Annotated in this window: 15 protein-coding genes; 13 read left to right on the top strand and 2 right to left on the bottom strand. The window is 59.2% G+C overall.

The features are described from left to right. The first annotated feature begins 89 nt into the window (after positions 1–89). From Pan44_RS24830 to Pan44_RS24795, 8 genes are all read left to right on the top strand, one after another. The gene (locus tag Pan44_RS24830) at positions 90–1,595 is read left to right on the top strand and encodes an efflux RND transporter periplasmic adaptor subunit (protein ID WP_145034433.1); all 1,506 of its coding nucleotides are present in this window, start codon (positions 90–92) and stop codon (positions 1,593–1,595) included. Between the two features lie 311 nt (positions 1,596–1,906). Further along, positions 1,907–5,308 (top strand): efflux RND transporter permease subunit, encoded by a 3,402-nt coding sequence (locus Pan44_RS24825; RefSeq protein ID WP_145034432.1) that lies wholly within the window; start codon positions 1,907–1,909, stop codon positions 5,306–5,308. 23 nt (positions 5,309–5,331) lie between these two features. After that, entirely contained in the window at positions 5,332–5,949 is a 618-nt protein-coding gene (locus tag Pan44_RS24820) for a hypothetical protein (RefSeq protein ID WP_145034431.1), read from the top strand. 87 nt (positions 5,950–6,036) lie between these two features. Beyond that, positions 6,037–6,633, top strand: a complete 597-nt coding sequence (locus Pan44_RS24815) for a hypothetical protein (protein WP_145034430.1) — start codon at positions 6,037–6,039, stop codon at positions 6,631–6,633. A gap of 44 nt (positions 6,634–6,677) precedes the next feature. After that, complete coding sequence (locus tag Pan44_RS24810) at positions 6,678–7,247, top strand: hypothetical protein (RefSeq protein WP_145034429.1); 570 nt, start codon at positions 6,678–6,680, stop codon at positions 7,245–7,247. A 176-nt stretch (positions 7,248–7,423) separates the two neighbouring features. Further along, entirely contained in the window at positions 7,424–7,738 is a 315-nt protein-coding gene (locus Pan44_RS24805) for a hypothetical protein (RefSeq protein WP_145034428.1), read from the top strand. A 140-nt stretch (positions 7,739–7,878) separates the two neighbouring features. Next, a complete protein-coding gene (locus Pan44_RS24800; RefSeq protein ID WP_145034427.1) occupies positions 7,879–8,520 on the top strand; it encodes a methyltransferase family protein in 642 nt (213 codons plus the stop codon). Between the two features lie 63 nt (positions 8,521–8,583). After that, a complete protein-coding gene (locus Pan44_RS24795) occupies positions 8,584–11,013 on the top strand; it encodes a heavy metal translocating P-type ATPase (RefSeq protein ID WP_145034426.1) in 2,430 nt (809 codons plus the stop codon). A 134-nt stretch (positions 11,014–11,147) separates the two neighbouring features. Here the strand turns inward: Pan44_RS24795 and Pan44_RS27620 are convergent, their stop codons facing one another. Further along, complete coding sequence (locus Pan44_RS27620) at positions 11,148–11,531, bottom strand: hypothetical protein (protein WP_197453632.1); 384 nt, start codon at positions 11,529–11,531, stop codon at positions 11,148–11,150. Between the two features lie 191 nt (positions 11,532–11,722). Between Pan44_RS27620 and Pan44_RS24790 the strand changes: the two genes are divergently transcribed. Beyond that, complete coding sequence (locus Pan44_RS24790) at positions 11,723–14,212, top strand: fused MFS/spermidine synthase (RefSeq protein WP_197453631.1); 2,490 nt, start codon at positions 11,723–11,725, stop codon at positions 14,210–14,212. A gap of 132 nt (positions 14,213–14,344) precedes the next feature. Here the strand turns inward: Pan44_RS24790 and Pan44_RS24785 are convergent, their stop codons facing one another. Continuing rightward, positions 14,345–15,136 (bottom strand): hypothetical protein, encoded by a 792-nt coding sequence (locus tag Pan44_RS24785; protein ID WP_145034424.1) that lies wholly within the window; start codon positions 15,134–15,136, stop codon positions 14,345–14,347. A gap of 1,329 nt (positions 15,137–16,465) precedes the next feature. On the opposite strand from Pan44_RS24785, the gene Pan44_RS24780 reads away from it, so the two are divergent. The 4 genes from Pan44_RS24780 (at position 16,466) to Pan44_RS24765 (ending at position 19,884) form a co-directional block, all read left to right on the top strand. Further along, the gene (locus Pan44_RS24780) at positions 16,466–16,654 is read left to right on the top strand and encodes a hypothetical protein (RefSeq protein ID WP_145034423.1); all 189 of its coding nucleotides are present in this window, start codon (positions 16,466–16,468) and stop codon (positions 16,652–16,654) included. Between the two features lie 467 nt (positions 16,655–17,121). Then, positions 17,122–17,919: a hypothetical protein gene (locus Pan44_RS24775; RefSeq protein WP_145034422.1), complete on the top strand. Its 798-nt coding sequence runs from the start codon at positions 17,122–17,124 to the stop codon at positions 17,917–17,919. Between the two features lie 41 nt (positions 17,920–17,960). Next, on the top strand, positions 17,961–19,184 hold the full coding sequence (locus Pan44_RS24770; protein WP_145034421.1) for an ABC transporter permease: 1,224 nt from the start codon (positions 17,961–17,963) through the stop codon (positions 19,182–19,184). A gap of 1 nt (position 19,185) precedes the next feature. Then, complete coding sequence (locus Pan44_RS24765) at positions 19,186–19,884, top strand: ABC transporter ATP-binding protein (protein ID WP_145034420.1); 699 nt, start codon at positions 19,186–19,188, stop codon at positions 19,882–19,884. Positions 19,885–21,789 lie beyond the last annotated feature (1,905 nt).

Below are 21,789 nucleotides of genomic sequence, written 5' to 3'. Positions count from 1 at the left end.
CCGATCCTCGTCTGGCCCTGCATAAGGCCAGTTCCCCAGCGTCCTTCCGTCTGTTAGTCCAGCGCGCCCTCGCGCGGCCGGTACACCATATGAATACTTCGCGCATCCCCTGGGGATGGGTCTGGATCTTCGTCGCCACCGCCTCCCTCGTGCTCGGCGTCGCAACCTACGACCGTTGGTGGCCCTCCGCCCAACGATTCATTTCCTCCACGATCGCTAACCGCAAGACGAAATCGTCGGCCGAGGAGCACGAAGGTCACGACCATGGGGATGACAGTCATGCCCATGAGGGACACGAGCATGCACATGACGAGACCAATTCGCTGGAACTCACTCCGCAGGCTCGCGGCAACATCGGGCTGACCGCAGAGTTCGTGAGACCACTGGCTCTTCAGACATTTCAGCGAACGATCACCGTTCCCGGAATCGTCACTGAACGACCGGGACGCACTCTGGCTGAAGTCTCAACGCCAATGGCCGGCGTCATTACGCACGTCCACGCGGTTCAAGGTGAAGCGGTAGAACCTGGCACACTCCTATTTCAGATTCGAATCACTGCCGAGGCCCTCGTCTCAACGCAGACTGAACTGCTGAAGACTGTTGGCGAGATCGACGTCGAGAGTCGAGAGATTGCCCGACTGACGAAGGCGACTGAAGGCGGAGCGATTCCGCAGAAGACACTCCTTGAGCGTCAGTACACGAAGGAAAAGCTGGAGGTCATGCTCGGCGCCCATCGAGAGGCGCTGCGATTGCTCGGCCTTTCAGAGCGGCAAATCGACGACATCACGCAGCAGCGAAAGCTTCTCCGGGAACTCCAGATCGTCGCTCCCCTTCCCGACGATCATTCTCACGAGGAATTGAAGTTGACGGACCAAGCGGTTCGGCCTGTCTCATTCCGGGAACCGCAATCCTCGGCGCCCGAAGCCTCGGCGAGCGTTGCAAAGACGCATCCGCTGATCCTCCAAGAGGTCAAAGTTCACAAAGGGCAGACCGTCGCTGCAGGCGAAACTCTCGCCGTGCTGGCCGACTTCGCTGATCTGTTCATCGAAGGCCAGGCGTTTGAGCAGGACCTGCCGCTTCTAAGCAAGGCGGCCAAAGAAGGATGGAAGGTCACCGCCGTCTTTGAGGAGGCCGGAAATCAGGTGCAGTCGGTGCCCGGTTTGGAATTGGTCTACTCAGCCAACGCGATTCATGCAGACTCGCGGACTCTTCCCTTTTTTGTACGCCTGCCGAACGAGATTGAGAAGCAGAACGGTACTACCGACAAGCAGCGTTTCGTGGAGTGGCGGTATCGCTTGGGACAGAGGCTGCAGCTGCTCGTGCCGGTGGAAGAATGGCCCGACCGCCTTGTATTGCCGGTAGACGCCGTCGCTCGCGATGGCGCCGACTATTTCGTCTTCCAGCAGAATGGCGATCACTTTGATCGAGTTCCGGTAAAGGTGGACTACCGCGACTCACGGTCGGTCGTCATCGCAAATGACGGTTCGATTTTTCCGGGCGACATCGTCGCCTTGCGTGGCGCGCATCAGATGCAAATGGCACTCAAGAATAAGGCCGGCGGAGGTGCAGATCCGCATGCCGGACACAATCACTAAGCCTGCTCTTTGCACGTTGGAGCCAAGGTGATGACGAGACATCACGTCAAAGTCTATACGCTGTTAACCATACTCGGACTGTTCGAGTTCACGATGGCCTGGATGCTGTTGAACCTCGACTTCAGTCGTCGCGACTCCGGCTTTCGGCTGCTAACCGTCTTCCGACGGGATGGCGGCGATAGTGCCAAAACGAAGAGTCAGACCTCGACTCGTTGCAATCATTGCCGGCTTTGCGAGCTCGACGACGGCGTTTGTTGTAAGGCTCTCTTTCGCTGACCTTCCAGGCTCGCTCATAGCCTCAAGACACTCTCATGCTGAACGCCGTCATTCGATTTGCCCTTCACCAGCGGATGCTCGTCATCGCGCTGGCGCTGTTTGTCACCGGCTATGGAACGTATCTCGCGCTCCATACGCCGATCGACGTATTTCCGGACCTCAATCGCCCCCGCGTGGTGGTGATGACCGAGGCGCCGGGGATGGCGCCGGAGGAAGTTGAAGCGCTCATTACCTTCCCAATTGAGACGACTCTCAATGGAGCGAACGGCGTCGAGGCTGTGCGGAGTTCGTCGGGTGTCGGCATCTCCGTCATCTATGTCGAGTTCGGATTTGGCACCGACATCTACAACGACCGTCAGGTCGTGACGGAACGACTTCAGCTGGTCCAGGACCGGTTGCCGGAAGGAGTTCGGCCGCAGTTGTCGCCGATCTCGTCCGTGATGGGGCAGATCCTGATGCTGGGGATGTGGAGCGACGGGAACAAAACGGACGCCCTCGAACTCCGAACACTCGCTGACTGGGCCGTGCGCCAACGACTGCTGACCATCCCGGGTGTTGCCCAGGTCTTCACAATGGGCGGCGGCCGCAAGCAGTTCCAGGTGCTGGTTGATCCCGACGCGATGCTGAAATTTGGCGTGAACCTCGATGAGGTGAAGAAGGCCGTCATCGAGAGCAATGAAAACGCGACCGGCGGTTACCTCGATCAGCAGGGACCGAACGAATTGCTCGTCCGCGCTATCGGACGAATTCAGTCGCTTGAGGACCTGAAGCAGGTCGTCGTGACCATCCGGGAAGGTCGGCCGGTCTCACTGGCTCAAGTGGCCAAGGTCATTGAGGGTCCACAGGTCAAACGCGGCGACAGCTCGGCCTGGACCCGATCGGACGCCTTGTCGGAGGATGTGCTCGCCAACGCCAGAACGGAGTCCACCCTGGGCGATGCGTCGCGCACCTCCGACGGGGCCCCGTCCTGGTCAGGCGGGCCCGCAGTCATCCTCACGATCAACAAGCAGCCCGGAGCCGACACCCGGCTGGTCACGGACAACGTCGATAAGGCGATCCTGGACCTACTTCCGTCGCTGCCCAAAGACATTCGAGTCGTTCAGCTCTATTCGCAGAAGTCGTTCATCGACCGAGCCATCGAGAACGTCATCGAAGCCTTGCGGGATGGCGTCATTCTGGTGGTGATCATCCTGATTCTCTTCCTGATGAACATCCGCACGACGTTCATCACGCTGACGGCCATTCCGCTTTCACTCGTGATCACGGCCCTGGTGTTCGCGGCCACTGGGATGTCGATCAACACGATGACGCTGGGTGGACTGGCCGTTGCGCTCGGCGAGCTGGTGGACGACGCCATCGTCGACGTGGAGAACATCTTCCGGCGGCTGAACGAGAACCGGCACGCCGCGAATCCCAAGCACCCCTTGCTGGTGGTGTTTCAGGCGAGCACCGAGATCCGCAATTCGATCGTGTTCAGCACGATGATCGTTTGCCTCGTGTTTATTCCGTTGTTCGCACTTTCCGGGATGGAAGGCCGGCTGTTTACGCCGCTGGCAGTCGCCTACATCGTTTCGATTCTGGCGTCGCTGCTGGTGTCTCTAACCGTCACTCCAGTCCTGTCTTATTGGCTGCTCGGTTCCGGTAAGGCAGGCGGACATGCTGAAGATGGGTTCGTCCTCCGCTTCCTTAAACGAGTTGCGGAACAGGTTATCCGGTTCAGCTTGGCCTGGCCCCGCCTGAATCTGACCGTTGTCGTCATCGCCGTCGCCATCTCGGGCGTGTTCGTCGCAAACCTGGAACGCGACTTCCTGCCGCCGTTCAACGAGGGCACGGTGCAGCTGAACGTGCTGATGCCTCCAGGCACATCACTAGCCTTATCGAATTCGATTGCCACGACCGTCGACAAGCGACTGCTTGCCGTCCCCGACGTCGTTCGCGTGGGACGCCGCACCGGCAGGGCGGAACTCGACGAGCATGCGGAAGGCGTCAACACGAGCGAGCTGATCATCGATCTTGATCCGAAGTCGCATCGATCTCGTGAAGAGCAGATCGATGACATTCGCGAGGCGGTCGCCGACATCCCAGGAATTGTGTCGGCGGTCGAGCAGCCGATCTCCCACCTGATCTCTCACATGCTGTCCGGCGTGAAGGCTCAGATCGGCATCAAGATCTATGGAGATGACCTCGACCTGCTTCGCCGCAAAGGCCAGGAGATGGAAGCAATTCTTAAAGGAGTTCCCGGCGTCAAAGACGTGATCCTGGAGCCGCAGGTGCTGATCCCCCAGCTCCGGATCGAACTCAAACGCGACAAGCTGCTGCTCAATGGCCTGTCGGCCAAGTACGTGAACGATTTCATCCAGACAGCTCTCAATGGCGAAGTGGTCTCCGAAGTGCTCGATGGTCAACGGACATTCGACCTGCTGGTCCGTTTCCAGAACCAGTACCGGGAGAACCTGGAGGGCCTGCGGCGATTGACGATTGACACCCCCGAAGGACGGAAGATTCCCCTGGAGGCCATTGCCAACATCTATGAATCCGGCGGTCCCAACACCATCAACCGCGAGAACGTCCGCCGCCGGATCGTTCTGCAGTGCAACGTCGCCGACCGCGGCGTGGTCGACGTTGTGAAGGACATTCAAGGACGCGTTGCCAACATTACAGCGTCGCTGCCCTCCGGCTACTTCGTGGAATATGGCGGTCAGTTCCAGAGCCAGCAGGCGGCCAGCCGGATCCTTGGGGCCCTGTTCGCCGTGGCGATGGTCGGCGTGTTCCTCGTGCTCTACACGATGTTCCGCTCGACCAACCTGTCGCTGCAGGTGATGGCCGCGTTGCCGATGGCCTTCATCGGCTCCGTAGCAGCCCTAGTCTTAACAGGGCAGACGCTCACAATCGCCAGCATCGTGGGTTTCATCTCACTCGCCGGAATCGCTTCGCGCAACGGCATCCTACTGCTGAACCACTATCTCCACCTCGTCAAATACGAAGGCGAGACGTGGACGCACCACATGATCATCCGGGCCGGACTGGAGCGATTGGCTCCGGTGCTGATGACAGCCCTCACCGCTGGAATCGGATTGGTGCCACTCGTTTTGGCGGCCGGCGAGCCCGGCAAAGAAATCCTTTACCCTGTCGCCACTGTGATCCTGGGTGGTGTTGTCAGTTCTACACTTCTCGACTTCTTCGTCCACCCGGCCCTCTTCTGGCTCTTCGGTCTCAAGGCCGCTCAACGGGTCGTCAGTGAAGACGATCAGCAGGTTGTGCTGATCGAACCCCATGAAGAAGCGGCCCTTCCCTCAACGCAGCTTGCCACTCCGGCAAGTTCAGTGGGCGAGTTCGCTCCTTCGGAGCAGTCTTTGTCTCATGGAGGACCTACCGGCATGGGCGGTGCTACCGGGTCGACTGATACGGGTTCCGCGACGAATGTGGAACGCCATTAACGCCATCACATCGACCACATGCCATGAACACTTTCACCACCCTCCGAGCCCTGTTTCCGCTGCTCTTGGCGACTGCGTTTCTCGCAGACGCCGCGCCCCTCCATGCGCAACAGAATGGAACTGAGACGATCGCGTTCCGACTCGTCGAATGGAAAGCGTCACACTTCAACAACCCCGCCGATGCCCAGAAGCACGCCGAGCAACTGCGTCAGCTGGGCTGCGAGGTCGCCGTCGATCAGCACGACGGACACATTGATGTTCGGACAAGAACCGGAGGATGGAAGTCGGTGACGCTGGGCTCGCATGCTCTCTGCGATCAGTGGGAAGCGTGGTTGAAGTCGGCCGGCTTCGAGACGTTGCATGGTCACGGCCATGCCCCGGCTGCAGGCTCGATTGCCGTCCAGTTCCAGCAGCCGGCATGGCGGACTCAGCACTTCAACAATCAGGCCCAGGCGCAGGAAACCGCCCTTCTGTTCAAGGCCCTCGGTTGCGAGGTCCAGGAAGGGCAGCATGCGGGTCACTTCGACCTGACCGTCCGCTGCACCACGGCCCGCACCTTGACCTGCGCCAGTCACGACCAAGCCCATGCCCTTCAGAACTGGCTGAATCAGAACGGCTTCCAGACACAACACGCTCACTGATGGAATCGACTTTGGCTGGGGCGAGCGGGGCCCGGCCGAAGCCCCCAACCGAGACCCGCTCGCCCCCCATGAGAACGGAAACTCAGAATGATCGCCCGAACCCTTTGTCGCTCGTTGATCGTCGCACTGACCGGGACCGTGATGCACTTCGCGACCTGCGACGCTGCCGAGCCAACTGAGCAGCACGTAATTGCCTTCCGTCTCGCCAAGCCGAAGACCATGGAATTCGAGGATTCGGCGAAAGCGAAGTCCCATGCTGACGCGGTGAGGCAATTCGGGTGCGACGTGAAAGTTGAAAGTCACGACGGACACACGGATGTCACGTATTCATTGAAAGGCTGGAAGGAGGCCAGCTTCACGAGCGACGAACTCGCCGACCACTGGGAAGCTTGGTTCGACAAAGCCGGGTTCGACGCGATCCATGGGCATGAAGATGCAGCTCACGGCGAAGCGGTCGAATATCGCTCGGAGAAATGGCTGACGCAATCCTTCGACTCGGTCTCAAAAGCCACAGAATTTGTCAGCGTGGCGAAAGCACTTGGCTGCGAAATCAAACAGGGGCGGCAAGACGTCCAATTCCGCCTGACGTCCTGGCGTCATTTGGAAGCGGCGAATCACGAAGTAGCCGAAGCCCGTGAGGCCTGGCTGAAGAAGTTGGGGTTTGAGACGAAACACGCTGACTAATTGATCTTTAACAACACTCCCATCACCGCAAGAAAGTTCAGCACATGCGACGAGCTCTTCGTTTTTCCACTTACTCAGATGCTTGGGCGTGCCCAGCCGTCGTCTGGGCATCGCTGACGCTCGCCGGTTGCGGCGGGGCCCCGCCGCAAGACGCAGCCAAAATCAATGCCGCTCCGCCAGCAACGACCGGCGAAAAGGATCATGGTCACGACCACGGACATGCTCACGCTTCCGAAGGGCCGCACCATGGCGACCTCGTCGAACTGGGGAATGAGGAGTATCACGCCGAGATCGTCCACGGCGACGGTGGTTCAATCACCATCTATATCCTCGACGGCTCGGCCAAGAATGCCGTCCCCATCGAATCAACGGAGGTGATTCTGAACGTGACGCATGAAGGGAAGCCGGAGCAGTTCCGTCTGCCAGCTTCTCCCGAAGCCTCCGATGGTGCGGGGAAGAGTTCAAAGTTCCATATCGTCAATGCCGAGCTCGCGGGGCATCTCGACGAAGAGAACTCTAGCGCAAAGCTGGTCGTCACGGTTTCCGGGAAGCAGTTCACCGGAAAGGTCGAGCACCATCACGACGACGAGCACGACCATAGTCACAAGAAATGACGACATGCCGGCGGCGGGACGGATCATCTAGGTCTGCCCACCCTGAATTCGCTCCGCTGCCGGCGTTTTGAGCCCTCTGAAGACACGCATCGCAACGTGGCGGTTTGCGATGTGTCACAGGGATGGTTGACTTGAGGCACGGATGCCTGCATGCGTAATTCTCAAAGGAGAGAGCGATGCAGAGAATGATTCTGACCGCCGCAATGTTGATTGGTGCAACAGGAACCGCCTCCGCACAGTGTGGATACGGATACGGCGGCTACGGGTACTCACCCGTCGCCGTTGCGCCCGCTCCCGCGTATGTCGGCTACGGCTACGGCTATCCAATGCCTGCCTACGGGCCAGTCGTCGGGTATTCCGCACCGTACGGGGGGCATGGCCACGGATATGGCCACGGTTACTCGCATGGAGTCGGTTTCGGGTACGGAAACCACGGTGGGTTCGGCTATGGCCATGGAGGCCATGGATATGGTGGTGGTCACCATCATTGATCCGGCGAGTCCGGGGCGCTCTCATGCTAGGGATGTGCATCGAGAGTGCTCCGGGCTTCTGTTTACTAAGCGTGAGTTCTCAACGTCAAAGAACGACCGTGTGCATGGGCAACCACGCACCCAGTCGCAAGTAAGGACCGATGCGCCTCATGACGGGCACGAATCGTACGATCACAAGTAAGACTCCCTTCGAGCATCGTCGTCGAGCCGTGACAGCAGCGTTTGCAGTTGTGGCACTCGTCGCGGCCACCTGCGCCCCCAGCCGGTGGGGAGTGGAGACAATCGCGGGTTGGTGCTTCTTCTCGACCGCGGTCGTAATGACGGCAGTCGGAGCCTTGGGGCGACTTTGGGCTGGGATTTTCATCGCTGGCCGCAAGTCGACTCACCTTGTGACGTGTGGCCCCTACTCTCTCTGTCGTAATCCGCTGTATTTCTTCAGCGCAGTGGCTGCAGTTGGGGTCAGTTTCAGCACGTCAACGTTCAGCTTCCCACTGGCGCTTTGTGCGATCTTTGCCCTGTATTACCCGGCGTTGATCGCGATCGAGGAGCGACGCCTCCATGCACGACACGGGAAGGCGTTTGAGGAATACCGACGAAGCACACCTGCGTTCTGGCCACGTCTTTCAAACTATCAGGAACCCGTCACGTATGAATTTCCGCCGAGAGTGATGCGTAAAAACATTGTTGATGCCGTGTGTTTCTGGTTGCTGCTGGGCGCCGGTCACATCCTCGCCGAGTTTCACAGCGAGGGGCTACTGCCCGCCATCTGGAAAGTCTGGTAGGGGTGAGACCTCCCTTGCTCAGTCGGTCCCATTCACCAATCAGCTGCGAACCGAGGAAACATCATGGGGCAGAAGACCACCATGGGAATCGGGCTGATCTTGCCCGGTGTTCCTGACGCTCAAGATGCGTGTCTGGCGAGGTTGAAGACACTCCTTGAGAACAAGCCCGGCGTTGAGAGCACTCACCTTAAAGATGACGATGCAGGAGACGAATCTAGTTCAATTTGCGTTCACTACGATCCCAATGTGATCTCGCTGAGCGAAGTTAGAGCGTACATCAAAAGAGCCGGCGTCGAGTTGTCGCAGCGTTACGGTCACCTCTTGGTCGCGGCGTCTCCCATGCATGCACGGGAGGCCAGATCCTTCGAGCAAGCCGTGCAGGCCCTTCCCGGAGTTATCGAAGCCGGCATGTCGCCTGCCGGTGTGCTTCGCATCGAATTCGACCGCGACGCAACGGACGACGCTCGCCTTCAGACGCTCATCAATGAAGTGATTCCTCGCACAAAGTCAGAACATTTGGCCGATAGCCCTTCCGCCGCGGATGGCGAGCACTCTCACGATCACAACGGCCTGTTTGGCGAGCAGACAGAGTTGATCGTAACGTGTATCAGCGGTGCACTACTTGTGGCCGGATGGCTAGCAGGGCTGTTTGTCGCCGCTTCATGGGTGTCAATCAGCTTCTACATCGGGGCCTTCATCACGGCAGGATTCTTCACGGTCCGAGAAGCTGTCGGAAACATCATTCACGGTCGGTTCGAGATCGACTTTCTGATGCTCGTCGCAGCCGGAGGCGCTGCCGTTCTCGGGAAGTGGCCAGAAGGGGCACTCCTCCTCTTTTTGTTTAGCCTTGGACACGCTTTGGAGCACTATGCCATGGGGCGCGCTCGCCGAGCGATCGAAGCACTGGCTGAGCTCGCGCCACAGACCGCAATAGTTCGGCGGAACGGTACGATCCAGGAGTTGCCGGTTGAACAGCTCGTCGTCGGCGACATCGCCATCATCAAGCCGAATGAGCGGGTGCCTGCCGATGGGTTTGTGACCAAGGGCGAAAGTAGCGTCAATCAGGCCCCGATCACGGGGGAGAGTGTCCCCGTTGACAAACGGCCGGTCCCGGATGCCGACTCAGTTGCGAGCAGCAGCGCCCAGCTCAGCAGTGAGCATCGAGTCTTCGCCGGCACGATCAACGGCAGCGGTGCTCTCGAAGTGCAGGTCACGAAGGCGTCGACGGACAGCACATTGGCCCGTGTCATCGAGATGGTGAACGAGGCAGAAACCCAGAAATCGCCGACGCAGCGCTTCACGGATCAATTCGAACGCTACTTCGTCCCGGCAGTCATTGCGTTGGCAGTGGTGTTGCTCTTCGCGTGGGTTGTAGTGGACGAGCCCTTTCGCGACTCGTTTTACAGATCGATGGCCGTGCTCGTCGCCGCCAGTCCCTGTGCCTTGGCGATCGCGACACCGAGTGCCGTCCTGAGCGGTGTGGCACGAGCGGCACGAGGCGGAGTCCTCGTGAAAGGCGGAGGGCCGCTGGAGAACCTCGGAACCATCACGGCCATCGCGTTCGATAAGACCGGAACATTGACGGAAGGCAAGCCACGGCTGATTGACGTTGTCGCCGCAGATGGACAATCCGAAGAGCAACTCTTGCGAACGGCGGTCGCCGTCGAGTCGCTTAGCGACCATCCTCTTGCCGCTGCCGTTGTTGAAGAGGGCCGGAGACGTTTAGGCAACGCCAAGGTTGGACATGCCACTGATCTCAAGAGCATCACGGGCAGAGGAGTCCAGGCGGTTGTCGACGGAACGATGGTCCACATCGGCAAGCACGATTTGTTCTCGGAGATCGATGGCGAGAAACTGCCTTCCGGCCTTCGTTCGAAGATCGCCGAACTCGAACGGAATGGCCGGACCACGATGGTGGTTCGTTCAGGCAGCAGTTATCTCGGAGTGCTGGGGCTGATGGATACACCGCGAGCGAAAGCCCAGCAGACGATCGCGAGGCTGCGGGAGTTGGGCGTCAAACGACTGATCATGCTGTCCGGTGACAATCAGCAAGTCGCGGACGCCGTCTCAAAGGCAGTTGGGATCGAAGAAGCCTGGGGAGACCTAATGCCAGACGGTAAGGTCGATGCCATCAAAAAACTACGAGCCAATGGCGGCGTCGCAATGATTGGCGACGGAGTCAATGATGCTCCCGCAATGGCCAGTGCGAGCGTCGGCGTCGCGATGGGGGCCGCGGGGTCGGATGTGGCGTTGGAGACCGCGGATGTAGCATTGATGGCCGACGATCTCGCTCACCTCCCGTTTGCAGTTGGCCTCAGCCGCAAAACCAGCCGGGTCATCCGCCAGAATCTTTGGTTCAGTCTCGGCGTCGTCGCCCTTTTACTGCCTGCAACGATCTTTGGTCTTCCAATGGGGGCCGCGGTCGTCTTTCACGAGGGATCGACATTGCTGGTGGTGCTGAATGCCCTGCGTCTACTGGCCTACGCGGAATGAGAGTGGCCTTGCGGAGCGTGTCGGCTGAGGTAGCGGCGGAGCATATGATGCGCAGTACGTTCCCCGCTCCTCAGTCGGCACCGATCTTTCGAGACCCTCAAGGTTCAGTCCTCCTGGTGAAATGTCGGGGACTGTTACCAGTTGCGATGGTGGGAGAACGAGTTGCCGAAACCATTGTTCCAGCGATTCGTCGAGTAGCTGGTGTTGCGGTGAAAGTCACCATGCACCGAGTCGTAGGTGGACGTCGGAGCGCGGTAGACGGACGTGTTGTTCCACGCCGAGCCGTACTGGGTGGGGACGTAAGGAACTGAGCCATACTGCGGATAGCTGGAGTATCCCGAGTACGGCTGCGTCACGCCGTAGCCATAGTTGGTGGAGTACCCGAAGTTCGTCGTCGGGTAGTAGCTCGTCGAGTTGCTCCAGTTGCCATAGCCCGTGCCGCAGGGAACTTGAGCTTCCGCAGTCACAGCAATTCCAACAGCAAGTGCGGCGGACGCGGCAATCAGTGTGGTCTTCATGGCATCTTCTCCGAGTGAAGGGTTGTCGTTTCGACGCCGTTTGGCGTTGTCCATCACTGATGCGAGCCGCATGCCGAATCCGATTGACTCGCGTTTGGCGAGCGTTTTTCTTAGCCGCCGTGAATTCCGGCAGATTCTGCCGATCCCCTTCTGTTGTCACCTCGACGACAAGTGAAGTCGAACAGAGGAGAGTGAACAGCTCCTCAAGTAGCGTCCATCCGATTTCTCGCCAACAAATGTCACGACTACGCTATTTGAGCCTGTGCGCCCTCTTCTTCCTCTCAGGCGGGGCGGGATTGGCGTATGAGGTCTCCTGGACAAGGCAACTGGGCGAAATTCTTGGCCACACATCTCGGTCAGCTGGCGTCGTGCTCGCCGCTTACTTCGGCGGATTGGCGATCGGCTATGAACTGGGGGGAAGGTATTCATCGCGAGTTAGCCCGCTACTGGGGTACGCAGCTGCTGAAGTGATCACAGCGATCTGGGCCACCGCAATCCCGCGACTGCTCGATCTGATCGGTTCTGCGGAAGTTGTCCGATGGTTGGATGGACGTGGCGGCACATCCGCAGCGATGTCCCAGGCTGCGATCTCCTTTCTGATCTTGCTTCCGTCAACAGCTGGACTCGGCGCCACTCTCCCGTTTATGTCTGAAGGAGTTAAGCCGTCACAAAGTCGAAAGGGGTTCGATCGAGTGGCATTCGCTTACGGCGTGAATACATTCGGTGCGATGCTCGGCGTCGTGATCTCGACCTCGACGTTACTCGTGCATGTTGGCGTACGAAGTACCGGAATGGTGGCCGCCGCGACGTCGCTCGCGTGCGCGGTGATCGCTGCGCAGATCTCGCATAGCTGGAAGGCCGGTGAGAGTGCCTCCTCGATCCTCCCTGGAAGTGGTGCCAGAGGCCCGTCCGGATCAAGTCAGTCCAGTACTGCTCAAGTATCGGCAGGCCTTTCTGCCTCTGTCTCCAGACACGTCACCGCCGCTATCTCGGGCTTCACGATCCTTTCGCTTGAAGTCCTGTACCTCAGGTTGTTCTCGCTCGTCTTCCACAACAGTTCCTACTCGTTCGGAGTCGTACTCGCTGTTTTCCTGTTCGGCCTTGCGATGGCAGCAACTCTTGCGTCTTGGTTTACGGGTCGCTTTCCGGCAATCGACTTGGTCAGCCTCGCAATGTGGAGCGGATCCGTGGCGATCGCGGTTTCTGTTCTACTCTTTCAACAGATTACTCAGTTGGCCTACCTACAGACGGACGGCGGATTTGGCAGCTACATCGCTGCCTGCGCTGGACTTGCCATCAAGACGATGCTCGTGCCAGCGACCATACTCGGCATAATCCTGCCCGCGCTTTGGAGCGAAGCTGCCTACTCAGAGTCGCACCGCGGACGGGACATTGCTCGGTTGACGATGGTCAATACGCTCGCCGCTGCCTGTGGATCCCTCGTCACGAGCTTCTGGCTTCTCCCAACGCTGGGATTATGGAACGCGTTCGTCACACTCGCGGTCCTTTTGAGCGTCGCAGCACTCCTCCGCACGGTCAGCAGGAGACGATGGCGAGTCGCTTCTCTGTACCTGACGTCATCTGCTACCGCAGTGACCGTCCTGGTCATCGCTTCTTCGACTGAGTCGAAGGGAGCTGAGGGCGGTCGGCGACTAATCAGGCGATGGGAGTCGTCGTATGGCTGGATCGACGCATTGGAGGACTCCCGCACTGGCGTTCGCGAACTCCGGCAGAACGTACATTACCGCTACGGTTCGACCGGGGACGACTTGACCCGCGAACGTCGTCAAGCACATCTGCCGTTGTTACTGCACCCGAAGCCCCGCAAAGCCCTATTCCTCGGCTTAGGCACCGGCATCACTGCCGGCGCAGCGCTCCTCCACAACGAAGTCGAGAGTTTCGCGGTTGTGGAATTGATCCCTGAAGTCGTCGAGGCAGCGCGGCTGTTAGGCGAAGCAAATCTCGCCGTCACTGACCACCCCCGTGCGACAATCGCCGTCGACGACGCCCGTCACTTTCTTCTGTCGACAGAACAGTCGTTCGACGTGGTCGTGGGAGATCTCTTCGTCCCATGGGAAAGCCAGACCGGCTATCTCTACTCAAGAGAACACTTCGCCAGAGTCTCAGATCGACTCAACGAGGGAGGGCTCTTCTGCCAGTGGCTAGCGCTCTACCAGCTTGGTGCCAGCGACTTTGCGATCATCGCTGACACATTTGCAACCATCTTTCCCGACTGCACGCTCTGGTGGGGCCATCTCGATCGCAACCGTCCGATGGTTGCGCTGATCGGAATTAAGGGCGAGTTGGAGGTCGATCGGACCAACTTGGTGAACCGGATGCTTGCATTGTCACGCGCCGAGCGAGTTACCGACGATTTTCTAGACACTCCAGAGCATCTGCAATCACTGCTGATCGGTCGATGGCAGGTCCATGGCCAGCCCCGGCTCAACACCGTCGAGCATCCGCTAATCGAATTCCTGACGCCACGGTCGCAGCAAAATAACTCACTGCTGCGACGTTCTCAGCTCAGACACCACTTTGACTCCGTCTTGGCCCAACTCTCGCCCGCATCGCCTGTACAGTTCGGCATGCTCCGTCAGTCAGACCTTTCTCGCACGAATAGCTTGGCAGCACAGCGATTCATGCTTTTCGGGGACACCGCCCCCGCCCCACCAAAATAGATCCGCGACCGCCAACGGCGATCGAAGCGAGCTCCATTCTTGCTCATGGCCACAGCTGCCGTGGCAGTGAAGGACGACAAGAGAGCCGGCCACAGCGACCGGCTCTTCACCAGTAATTCGCCTTCAGAAATCTCAAGGAAGCGTCGCGGGAGGCGGAGTCGACACGGGTGCGTTGAGCAGACCAGGTGCGGGCGCTCCAAAACCGTCTGATGGCGGGGGAGCGACTTCAGTGCCGGCGCCAAGCGGCGCCGGCGCTTGCTCCGGCGCATGAGGCTCGACGCCGACATCATAGGCTAAATGGTGAATGAGCGCTTCAATGCTTTCACCCTTGGTCACAACCCCGCCCATCGCGATCTGACGTAAAGGCTGTCGGTTGAACTTCGACACGTCCTCCTGAATGTGGTGAAACTGTTGATCAATGCTCGACACTTGCGAGACGATCGAGGCCCGGTCGCCGGCGTGCTGCTGCTGATGCAGTTGCTTCGCGACTTGGAGCAGTCCGTAAGCCTCGCGATACGTCTCGCGATACCCAGGATTGTTCTGGTAATTGTAGTGCAGATCGAGGCAGAAATTGTTGAGGTCAGCGCCAAGACGGCCCGCCAGATCATCCGTATGCGCAAATGATCCGAAGGCCATTTGCACCGGCGCTTGGACGGGAGGGGCGGCGTAATTGGCAGTAGTGGAGTATGCAACCACCGTCGGCGTGTAAAAGTGAGTGTGCCCCGTCGTGTAGTACGTGCCGTGATGACCATTTCCGTAGTGTTGATGGCTCGGCGCAACGTGCGACCAGTTCGAATGGCCCCAATGCGACCCGCTGTGAATAGCTGTATGGCCGTGACCATGACCGCCATGATGGTGGTGCTGGGCCGCAACCGGAACGGAAATCACCAACAGACAAAAAGCAACGGCAGAGGTCTTCAACATTTTGCCCTCCGGGGACGCAGGTAGAGGTTCTAGCACACGATCCGAAACGGCCCCGGATCACGCTGCAGCACACCTCGGTTCCACCGATGCTACGGAGTTTATGCGTCTTCGTGAAGAACCGGGCTCAAGCTTCGCCGGCCGTAGGAATTCGTCCACTTGTCGAAGCGGGCGGTGTGGAAACCCTGAGCCGGACCGGCGGTGGGCGATCTGCTGAACTTCGAGTCGTTCGGTCAGGACAACGTTGCCAGTGGCTGCAGCAGCGGCCAACCGCGGGACGCGACCGCACATCTCGTCTTCGAGAGTTCGCCGTCGTTCTACAACAACGCCCTGGCGGTGACGCTGCTGGTCCCGTGTCCGCGGACCGACGCGCATCCGAAGGCTTTATCCACACAGCACGTAACACGAATCGCCACCAGCTTTGGCCATCGAAAAGAATCCTGTGTAGCACCCTCCACGCATTTCCGCCCTGCCCTGCAGAGGATGACTAACCCCGCCGAAACCTTGGAGAGTGCCGATGAAGACCTTAGACATGGCTGCCTACCTTACAACCGCTTTGGTTCTGGCCATCGGAACGACTGCGGACGCCCAGCATTCACACGGGCATTCCCATTCACACGGGCACGCTCATGGCCATGCTCAAACCCGGCATAATCATGCTGGGCATCTTCACACCTATCCCACACCGTCCGTCAACACGGTTCCGCCGGTCGTAGCGTATCCTCCAAGCCCAGTCAGCTATTCGCCTCCGCCCGCGCTCTGCCCCACGTCGCTCCCAGTCTACGCACCGCCCCCGGTTCCACTGTATTCGGCACCTGTCGTCTATCACCCGATAAGCAGCTGGCAGCCTCCAAGCTCCTGGAGCGTCGGGGGCCAATCCCATCGTCCTCCCCATTCACTCGGACATCGCCACTCCCACCACTGAACGTTGCCCGAAGAGAGCCGAGAACGGTCTTGCCGGCGTCGACCACAAAACTCACGCGTCGACGCCTTCTTTTTTGCCGCCAGCCACCCAGCCTAGGACAAGTGCGACACAGCAGAGTCCGAACAGCGGCCCACGGCGGCCTGCCAGACTTCCGCCATGGTCCCCGTGTCCCGAGAAAAACGGCTTGCCTAGAAAGTTCGCGTTTCAGCAGGATTGTCCAAAGAATATCCGGCATTGACGCGATAACTAGATATCGGACACCATTCTCGCGTTGTCGCCTTTCGTCAATGCTCTGTCGTTGTCCCGGACGCGCTGCCCAATGTGCGGCAAAATTGCCAGCCTGATCGCACTGCTCCCGATGCTGATCCACAGCATTTTCGGGTGCTGCTGGCACCATGCCCATTGCCATGTCGGGCACGCTTGCAGCGCTGTCTCGTCCGCAGACGAGCATTCAGCATCGGATCATTGTCATCTGGGCGATTCCGACTGTCGGCACGACCGGTCGACAGATGCGTCTGGCGAGACGCATCTCGCTGAACAAGATTCTGATGACGCTCCTTGCGACGAAGATCGCTGTGCGCACGGCGAAATGCTGATCACCACGGTTTCCCCATTCATGGGGCTTCAGGTCTGGGCGATCACCCAGTGTGCCGTGACCGGAGCGTCGTCGGTGCAGCAGTCTGAGTTTACGGTCTGGGGTAACTCGCAAGATAAGTTGCCCTCGTGTTCTTCCCGAGAGCGCCGCGCGCTCACCCAAGTCTGGCTGATCTAGGCCAGTTCGTCGGCATTCAGCCGACGCTTCGCTTCACCTGATGCGCACGTCCCAGAGTGAGTTGCGCTCGCAACTCATTCCGCAAGGACTGGCCCGCAATCCGCGCCGTACGCGAGATGCATTGGGCAATCGCCAGCGAAGCTCTGATGACGATCGCACATCGTCAGTGCAAATCACCAATAGGCGTGTCTAAGTCACGCGCCTGCATGCAGCCCGTCGGCTAGGCCGTCAAGGCCACCGGTTAACGTTCGAGTTCCCAAGGAAGTTCTTATCCACACGGAGGAGTTTCAAATGATGATTTCACGCCTGCCGCTCAAGGGCATCTTGACTGCCTGCCTAATGTGTCTTCCCAGCCTGGTCTCCGCTCAGCAGCCAGGCTTCGCAAGCACGCTTCAATCGACCCTGGACCAGTCGGCTCAGTCCGGGAAATTCACGTTCGTCGTCTTTCATCGCGACAACAACGCCGCAACTCGCGATTTCTACCAGCAAACACAGACTGGACTCCTGGCGCACGGGGAAAAGGCAGTTCTCACATCGGCTAAAGTCGACGACCCTGCCGAGCGTGCTCTGGTCGAGAAGCTGGGGATCTCACGAGCTCCGATGCCTTTGGCGGTAGTGCTCGCGCCGAACGGCGCCGTCACAGGACTGTTCCCGCGAACAATCACGCCGGACCTCATCGCATCAGCGATTGTCCCGCCGACGATGATGCAGTGCATGAAGGAACTTCAGAACCAGAAGCTTGTCTTCGTCTGCATGACGAAGACGGATCGGATTGACGTTCCGGAAGGTGTTCGCGCCGTGCAGCAGCTGCCGCAGTACAAGGACCGGATTTCCCTGGTGGGAATGCGAGTCGATGATCCGGCCGAGGCCCGCTTCCACCAGCAGATGAAGTTGGAGCCCAATAAGGTGAATGGGCCTTATGCAGTCCTGATCGCGCCGCCTGGGGCCCTCATCGGGCACTTCGATGCCAGTGCCAGCACGGAGCAAATTGCCGCAGCCATCCATAAAGCAGGCCAGTGCTGCAATGACGAGAACTGCAAACACAACCACGCGCCGCAAGCCAGCGGCCCCGCGGGCAGCCGCCGTTAATCTCACTGCCGGCGTCCCCATTCCTCTCAGAGAGTTATCCCATGACACTACCGTCGATAATCTGGAACGAGCTCCGATCCCGCCCCTGGGCTGCCTTTTCAAACGGCCTGGCGATTCTGCTTGGAGTGGCAGCCCTGGTTGCGATTCGTCACGTAACGGTTGCTTCCGAACATGACGTCTCGCGGCAACTGTCTCAGCTCGGAGCCAATATTCTGGTCCTGCCCGCCGAAGCGACGCTTCAGGACTACTATGCCGCGGATCAAAATAGTGGCACGATCCCGGAAGAGCACGTCTCAGAGATCTATCTAGCCGGCCTGACAGGCGTTGAACAAGTCTCTCCCCGGCTCAACGTACAAGCCCGTCTAGAAGATGTCCCGGTGACTCTGACGGGCATTTTGCCCCAGTCGGAGTTGACTGCTCAAACCACGTGGCAGACGACCGCAGCGTTCACCGCGCCGAAAGCCCACGAAGGCTGTGAGAAGGCAAAGCTGACGACGTCCCAACTTGAGGGAACGGACTCCCTGGTCACCCACCGCGCAATTCAGAATCTGAAACCGAACGAAGTGATCCTGGGAGCTGACGTTGCAGAACGCTCGGCGGCGGTTACCGGTCAAACGGTGAACCTACTGGGTAAGCCCTTCAAGATCCTCGGGATTCTTCCGACAACCGGGACGGTCGATGACTCGCGAGTCTTTGCGCACCTGCACACGGTTCAGGATGCGTCCAACAGCGGACCAGTCTGTAACGCGATCGAAGTCATCGGATGCTGTGAAGACGCAGCGGGAGGACTCGTTCCTGAGCTGCGCAAGCTCTTGCCAAAGACCAAAGTGGTTACGATCTCACAGGTGGTTCAGACGCAGGTGGGAGTCAATCGGCTCATGTCGAACACCTCGTGGTTCGTACTGGCGGTGCTCGTCATCGTCGGCGGAACCAGCCTTGCTGGAGCGATCACTGCGAACGTTCGAGAGCGGCGGCGCGAGATCGGAACGCTTATGGCCCTTGGGGCAACACCACATTTTGTCCAGAGACTGTTTCTCGGGAAGGCGTTGGTGCTTGGCCTCGTCGCTGGAACGATCGGCAGCGTGGTTGGCCTGACCGTCGCCGTCTCAGCGGGTCCTGCTTGGGCACATGTCGCGGTGTCAGTCCTTCCCGCAACCACGCTGCTCGCGATTGTGATCGCGACCTGCCTCGCACTCGTTTCGGCTTGGTGGCCTGCACGGAAGGCGGCCGCCCTCGATCCCTGCCTTTGCTTCCAGGAGGTCTAAGATGTTTCGTTTTGAGAACGTGATAAAACAGTACTGCCGGCGTGGTGAGCAGGTCACGGCGCTACAGTGCGAGAACCTCTCGATTGCCAAAGGCGACTACGTCGCGATCGTTGGCCCAAGCGGCAGCGGGAAAACAACGCTTCTGTCTTTGCTCGGAGGAATGCTGTCTCCGACCTCGGGGAGAGTCTGGTTGGAGAATACGTCGATCTACGACCTGCCTGCGACTTCTCGTTCCGCGTTGCGCAGTCAGCGAATGGGGTTTGTTTTCCAGACTTTCAACCTGATTCCGTACCTCACAGCTCTGCAGAACGTGCAGATACCTCTCTGCTTGTTGCAGTTGGATCGGTCCGAGCAAGAGCGCCGTGCCGCAGCGGCGCTCGAACGTTTCGGTCTCGGAGAGCGGTTACATCATCGACCAGCCGAACTGAGCGTTGGGCAGCAGCAACGTGTCGCACTGGCCAGGACCTTGGTCAACGATCCCCAAATCATTCTCGCCGATGAACCGACGGGGAATCTCGATCCAGAAAGTCGCGAGACGGTTCTTGGAGCATTTGACACAGTCCACGGCGAAGGCCGGACAGTGATCACCGTCACGCATGATCCGGTTGCTGCTGCCCGCGCCTCTAAGACGCTGACGCTTCGCCAGGGATTGCTGACGAGTCGTGAGTCGGTCGCGGTGCGCCATCGCCAGTCTGCGTAATCGACGCCTTACGAAGGAAGCATGGAGGCCAGATTGACCTTCGAGCGGCGCTCGTGATGCCCCACCGATCGGATCGGTGGGGCATGCTTTTTTTCAGGCAGCGTCCGCTCAGTTCCCTTCACGTAGGCTGCCAGAGCCTGAGTAATTCTTTATTCGCGAAGCCGTTGTTTATTGGTCGATGACGTAGGACAATCTCAGGCAGCGACAGCCCACCTGGTAATGATCAGATCACTCCTCATTCTGATGCTGATTGCGACGCAGCTCCTCACTGGGAGCCGCGTGTCTGCCTATCTGTGCGTCAGTAATGACGGCCTATGTCGTATCGATTCGGGGTCGGCTTCCTGTACGTCATGCAGAGATGCATGCAATGCAACCCGACAGTCCAGTGAACTCTTCGCTGCCTGCCGCGACGAGGTGCAGCAGTGCACGTCGCACCGCGAGGCCGCATCGAGGGGCGTGCAGAATCAGATCACGAAGTCTTGCGGGTGCTTTCACGTTCCGATCCTGATTGCCTCGGAGCAGCCCGCCTATTCGCTGCAGGGCAGGACAGTGGTTGATGTGGAGTCGCAGCTTTCGACAATGGCACCCGCTGTCGTGAGCCCCACCGGCTGCGCGTCGGTTCTGCAGTCTCGCGTCACCTCGAGCGACACGTCGGCGGCCGTGGCATATTCTTTGATCGTTGTCTCGACGGTCGTTATGCGCTGCTAGAGCAGCGTTTCTCCTCGGCGTCGCCGGGCACACTAGATGGTCTGCGCGATCATCTCCCTCTGCCGAACCACCGATCCCCTCGTCTGGGCAAATCCCGCACGCGATCGAGGGTGATGTTCTTCTTCACACTTCAGGACATCATGCCACATACTCCTTTCATTCCATCCACTCCATGTCTGTGCGCCTCCAGAAGGAAGGTTGACGCATCTCCACCGCTGCACGAAATCAGTCGGCATCGGGCGCCTGATATCGACAGCCGGCCAAAGGGAGTGCTCCTCATTGAACGCAAGCTGTCGTTTCGCCGGGCCCTGGGTGAGGCGCTGCGAGGCCAAGGCTTTGACCTTTGGACTGCGGTGGACTGCGCTGAAGGCGTTGACGTCTACGGCAGATTCTGGCCGCTGATCGAAATCATATTGTGCGATACACAGTCGACCGGCGTTAACGAGGGGGCGGTCGCAGCGCTACGCAGAGTCAACCCGCGTGCCCGTTTGTGCCTGATGTGCAATGACAGAGGCTCCGCGACCCAAGTCGCGTTGCGACACTTCGGAGCACTCCGCTCGTTCGATCAATCCATCCACTCATTGCGGGAGGTCACCGGATCCCTCTGGAATCTGGCGTCCCATTCAGATGCAGTCCCTACTCTTCCTGGACCTCCGGCTACGCTGAATAGGGAAGACAATGCCCCTCCGATGCGGGGAGTTGAAAGCAGAGCCTCATCCACACGCTGCTACGGATGGCTTCGCCGTGTGATGTTCAGAGTGGTTGCCGGCATCAGCTCTGTAATGAAGCTTGCGACCAACTTGCGGTCGGGTTTCCGAGAACGCCCATCGGTTTAGGTAGGCCTTCAGCCCCTCACAGCGGCATACGACGGCCGGAGAGAACGTCCGAGCATCGGCAATGCACCTAGTAGCATTGCGGATGACCCTCGACGCTTCGTGTACGTCGTCGCAGCTGTGGATACAAGACAACCATCACACGAAATGAGATTTTTCGAATGATCACGAACGCTTCACTCGACGTCGACGCGTCGCTTTCCAAACGCTCCGCTGATGTGAAAGGCGGACTGGTCGTGACCTGCCCCCACGGACGCTACCAACCTCTAACTTAAAGACCCGCTTGTCAAAGGATCCGCTGCAGAGGCCTGCTGGAGCGCAGCGGAAGCAGGCCTCTGCAGCGGGCGCACCTCCGGGGCCGGGG

It is taken from the genome of Caulifigura coniformis (genome assembly GCF_007745175.1).
Taxonomy (GTDB): domain Bacteria; phylum Planctomycetota; class Planctomycetia; order Planctomycetales; family Planctomycetaceae; genus Caulifigura; species Caulifigura coniformis.
The sequence above is the reverse complement of the archived record's forward strand: the minus strand, read 5'-3'. Positions and strand labels throughout refer to the sequence as shown.